Source organism: Moorena sp. SIO3H5 (genome assembly GCF_010692395.1).
Taxonomy (GTDB): Bacteria; Cyanobacteriota; Cyanobacteriia; order Cyanobacteriales; family Coleofasciculaceae; genus Moorena.
Genome location: NZ_JAAHHS010000511.1, coordinates 1 through 4,805 on the forward strand (window position 1 = coordinate 1; position 4,805 = coordinate 4,805).

At 43.0% G+C, this 4,805-nt stretch carries 4 protein-coding genes; 2 read left to right on the plus strand and 2 right to left on the minus strand.

The window, feature by feature from the left end; translation table 11 throughout:
* The first annotated feature begins 172 nt into the window (after positions 1-172).
* Positions 173-361 carry a hypothetical protein gene (locus F6K52_RS32495; protein WP_293088627.1) on the plus strand — a complete coding sequence of 63 codons (189 nt, stop codon included), beginning with the start codon at positions 173-175 and terminating at the stop codon, positions 359-361.
* A gap of 189 nt (positions 362-550) precedes the next feature.
* On the opposite strand, the gene F6K52_RS32500 is transcribed toward F6K52_RS32495, so the two are convergent.
* Together F6K52_RS32500 and F6K52_RS32505 are read right to left on the minus strand one after the other, a co-directional pair.
* Positions 551-1,213: a TVP38/TMEM64 family protein gene (locus tag F6K52_RS32500; RefSeq protein ID WP_293088629.1), complete on the minus strand. Its 663-nt coding sequence runs from the start codon at positions 1,211-1,213 to the stop codon at positions 551-553.
* Positions 1,214-1,344: 131 nt separating this feature from the next.
* A complete protein-coding gene (locus F6K52_RS32505) occupies positions 1,345-2,043 on the minus strand; it encodes a TVP38/TMEM64 family protein (protein ID WP_293088631.1) in 699 nt (232 codons plus the stop codon).
* Between the two features lie 1,326 nt (positions 2,044-3,369).
* Between F6K52_RS32505 and F6K52_RS32510 the strand changes: the two genes are divergently transcribed.
* Entirely contained in the window at positions 3,370-4,548 is a 1,179-nt protein-coding gene (locus tag F6K52_RS32510) for a mechanosensitive ion channel domain-containing protein (protein WP_293088633.1), read from the plus strand.
* Positions 4,549-4,805: the final 257 nt, after the last annotated feature.

Sequence of the window (4,805 nt, forward strand, 5' to 3'; positions counted from 1 at the left end):
TGTATTGTTCTTTACTTGTCTTACGGATACGCTTCAGGAAAAGTTTAGCTGTGCGGCAAAATTCATCCCACACCTAAGGTGTGGGATGAATTTTGCACAGGGTATGTATGGAATGCTATAATATATGTACTGATAAACAAAGCCGTTCGCGAAGCGTGGCCAAAGGCCTTAAATGCTGGTTTATCAGCTATTTACAGCGCGAAAAAATCGAATTTTTGTATTGTTCCGGCGCGGAGGGGCATCCCGTGTCGTTAATAAAGCTTGCCGAGTATCCGTTCGCGCAGCGTCGGCGAAAGCCGATACCGTTGGGTGGAGTTGGCAAGAAGCCTACACTGAACTCCTTCGCGGAGTGGCTCTGTAAGAGCAGAGTCAGTGTAGGAGTATGTCACCAAGTCGGGGTAGTTGCTCAGAAAATTTTTTTCCCTATTGACCCACTCATACCACGTTGCTTTCTTGCCATGGTACTTCCTGGGATTGATAGGGGAGATAGGGAGGATGGGAAAGATGGGACAATGAGGAGAATGGGACAGGAGAATGACCAACAAGAAGACTATTTATTTTTTCGCTTTGCCAACAGTGGCAAGGCAGACAGTATACCTAGGAAACTGAGTGCTAGGAAAAATGGTAAGCGATCGCCTCCTTGCAAAGCTTCCCCCCCAGTTACTCCCAGCCAAGTATAAGCAAGGGTACCAGGAATAATCCCAAAGAAAGTGCCAAGGCTATACTCTACCGAGCCAATCGGGGTTAGACCAAACAAGAAATTCACGACATTAAACGGAGAAATGGGGGCAAAGCGTACTGCTAAGACAAACATCAGGGGTGTTTCCATCACTGCTTGATTGAAGCTGACCAATGCTTTATGATGCCTGAACTTGTATTCAACCCAATCTCGCAATAGGTAACGCGCTACCCAAAATGCTCCTAATGCACCTATGGTTGCTCCGATAACAGACCAGAAGGTACCCCAAACTAAACCAAACACTGTGCCACCAGCGATAGTCAGTACTGTGCCAGGAATTCCTAAAACCGTTGCCAGAGCATAAACCAGGATAAATAAACAGATTGCCCAATGGCCTAATTCTTGCAACTGTTGCACTAGGAACCTCTGGTTAAATAAGGCTCTTACAGGAGTCGAGTAACACAATAGGACCAAAATAAATAGCGCGATCGCTAACCAAAGGCTTCGTCTTTTCAGCAATCTGTTCAATCTCATCAATCTTCTACCTTAATCACCTTAAATTGTCAGGACTTAGGGTCAGGACTTAGGCAATACTCGACTTTCATTCGCCCTGATCTTCCCCCTGATGGTGTCGAGTCCGTTATTAACGCACCCGACCAGCAGAGTTATTGCCCAAGTCTTGATTTTTTCCAAAGTAGGGGAGTGGTAGATAGCACCGCTAATACAACTAGTGCTCCGATCAGTTGCCAGGGGGGACTACCGCTGATAGCTTCCAAACCACTGCGACCTAACCAAGCATAGGCAAAGGTAGCCGGGATAATTCCCACTGCGGTGGCTATCACATAAGTGGGCAAAGGAATTGGTGTTAACCCAAACAAATAGTTCACCGCATTGAATGGAAAAATTGGTGCCAGGCGAATGGAGAGCACAAACCAAAAACCATTGTGCTCAATTCCGTCACTGAGTTGATTAAAACGAGAGTCCTGAAACTTATCCTTAACCCAATCACCAGCAACAAAGCGAGCAATCATAAACGCAGCCGTTGCTCCCAAAGTAGCACCAATCACAGTCCACAAAGTCCCGAGCATTAGTCCAAACAGAGCACCAGCCGAAAAGGTTAAAATCGCATCAGGAACAGCTAGTACTGTAGCAACAATATAAATCAAAATGTACCCCAGTGGTCCAAAAATACCCATGCTCTCCTGAAGCCATCTCAGATTTTCTAGCTTCAGCCAAGACCCAACCGGCGTAAATAGTAAAATTAAGGCAGCTGTCACCAGAACTATTGCCCCAATCCCTAACCTTAGTCCTAGCTTTATCTTGGACTGGGGCATATTTTGAGATGTCGAGGATGAAAGGTTCATGAGCTGGGTAAAAGGTAATGGGTAATTGGTTATTTTGAAATAGGATGATTTTTCAATATAATTAGTTTTAGACTGGAAAACTAATTATGAATCATGAATCGAATTATATCACATGCCCTATCAATAGTTACTATATATCATAATATTAACGCTCTTATTAACGTACCAATTATCTAATTTTTATAGAGGGTTAATCGTCATTTTTTAATGCTGCTTCAGTTCTAGGTATTTCCAATCTACATAAATCTATTAAATCCTAGCTTAATGAGTTTTTACTGAGAATAGCCTTAATCAATAAGTAGCTAGTTTAGTAAATCAGCGAATCAGTGTAAATCATACAGATAGAACTTAGCCAAAAGTGCAAAAGTTCCTGATAGCAAGTTGCTTTCTGGTGATGTTACTTGCTGATCACAAGCTCATCCCCCTGATCCTTTCAAGGGTATGTTTTTTACAAAGACGTCAGGTGTGGGGTGTAGGGTGACCGGGTGTGGGGTGTGGGGAGATGGGGAGATGGGTAGATGGGTAGATGGGGAGATAGACTAGCTATAGAACCAATCAATAGGGTATTGTTTCGGCCATCTACACAAGAGAATTTAGATTAATTTTAGAAATAGGGTACCCATATCACAAGTAGAACATGCTAGTATTATGTCCGTCTTTACGAGATGACTATAGACTAGTCATGGTGGGAGGTATACCAAATGATCAAGTTTTAGTTTCAAGTTTAACTAGCCGTTTATCGGTAATTAATTGTTTACAAGTTTGGTTGACAAGTCTGGCCAAGCAGGAGTAACTGGGTTGTCTTGATGCTTGTCTTGATCCAAAGCGCGAGTGGGGGAGGAAGCCCCTCAGGTTGGTGCATCCGCGCTATTCGAGGTCTCGGCATCAGCTCCTGGCACGACCCTGGAAACTATGGGCACAAGACCTTTGATTCAACAAGCCCATGGCTGTAATCAACCCAACTGGGCAGTTGATTGATTGCAGTTGATTCGCGATCGCTAAACCAATAGCTAGTAATGGATCCCTATTTCCGCCGTCTTTTACTAGCTAATACTTTTCGGTAAAATCCAGTGTTGATTGACCGAATAATTTTCCTACAAACAGATATTAAAGGTTTAAAACTGGCTCCTAGGCTGTTTGGCAAAGGAGCAATTCCTTTAAATCATGTTTGCGGCTCACAATCTTAAATTGCATAGCCAGCACGATTGGGTAAATTCCGAATTTATAGTAAAATAATTCCACCAAGAGACTTGTCATCGACTTGCCATCGACTTGCCATTTAACTAGGCAGAGGTGTATCTATGCTGTTGCATTTTCCTAAAAACTATGGAAAACCTTAAAACTACATTCAACAATACAATCAACGTTATCAAAGAAAGAATCTTTGATACCGATTTCAAGTTCGCCAACATCCCTCTTTCCACGATAGTTATTGTGGTGCTTATCCTCATCATCACCCAGATATTGCGAGGCTTGTTCACTGCCATAATCATTAACAGAATCGAGCGTCTGACTAGCGGTACAGAAAGCACCCTAGACGATGAGTTCATTAAGATTCTTAGGGCACCATTAGGCTGGCTAATTTGGCTGGCTGGACTATGGGTAGTACAGCTAGTTGTGGCAACCCATCTTACTCCTGAACAGAATCAGAAAATCCCCGAAATTCTGTTTGTGAGCGCTCTGTTCATTGCCACCTATATTCTTTACCGTGCTGCGCCACTACTGGGAGAGATTCTAGCGGGATTGGCGGCAAATACGGAAACTGAACTCGACGATTTGTTCGTGCCCTACTTCCCAAGGCTTTTTCAGATCACAGCAGTGATGATTGCGGTCATTAAAGCCAGTGAGATTTTGTTGGGGGCATCTGCTGGTGCACTGATCGGTCTACTCGGTGGCGCAGGTGTGGCCTTAGGTTTGTTATTCAAAGACATTATCTATGACTGGTGTTGTACAGTTATTATCTACGCTGATGGTCTCTATAAACCGGGTGACTATGTAATAGTGGACGGAGTAAGTGGTTTTGTTCAGATAGTCAGTATTGGTCTGAGAAGTACAACACTTCTTATTACTGAGTGGGGTTCTATCAAAAAAGTACCCAATTCTCAAATGATTGCTGGAGTTGTGGAAAATTGGTCCCAGAAGAGTACCAAGACGTTTCAGTGGGGTATAAATTTAACTCTGAAAGTTGATGGAACTTCAGCTGATAAAACTACCCGAATTTGTCAGGCTATTAAAGAAAAAATACCGACTATAGATGGCTTGCACAAGCAGAAAATGAAAGTTTTGTTTTCCCACATTGAAGATAATGCTCGGGTAATTAAAATTATAGTATATGTGATTGATCTCAACCTCTACAGTGCTGCCCAGCAAACCTTGAATATATCCATATTAGAAATCCTGGAGAAAGAAGAGATTGATCACCTGCATATTGAGCTAGAAAAGCAAATTGAAGACTACAAAAATATGAAGGGAAATTTAGTTAGTGAGGTGCTATCTAAATCCTAGGAATCTTTTGAACAAGTGATGCAGCGTTGCCTCCCTTCGAAGCTGCATCGCTTTTAGGTGCGCACCGCCACGCGAATTTAATTCTTAATGGTAAGAGCGCACCTTTGAAATTATGCAAAAATTATAATAAAATTCCTGCGCCCAGGCCGGACACTCCCCGCGCCTGGGCCTCTTCTTTTTTAGAAATATCAGATGCACCCCAGATAGTAAACGTTTCAAACTCGCTCCTAGGGTGCTACGCAAACGGGCAATTGGTA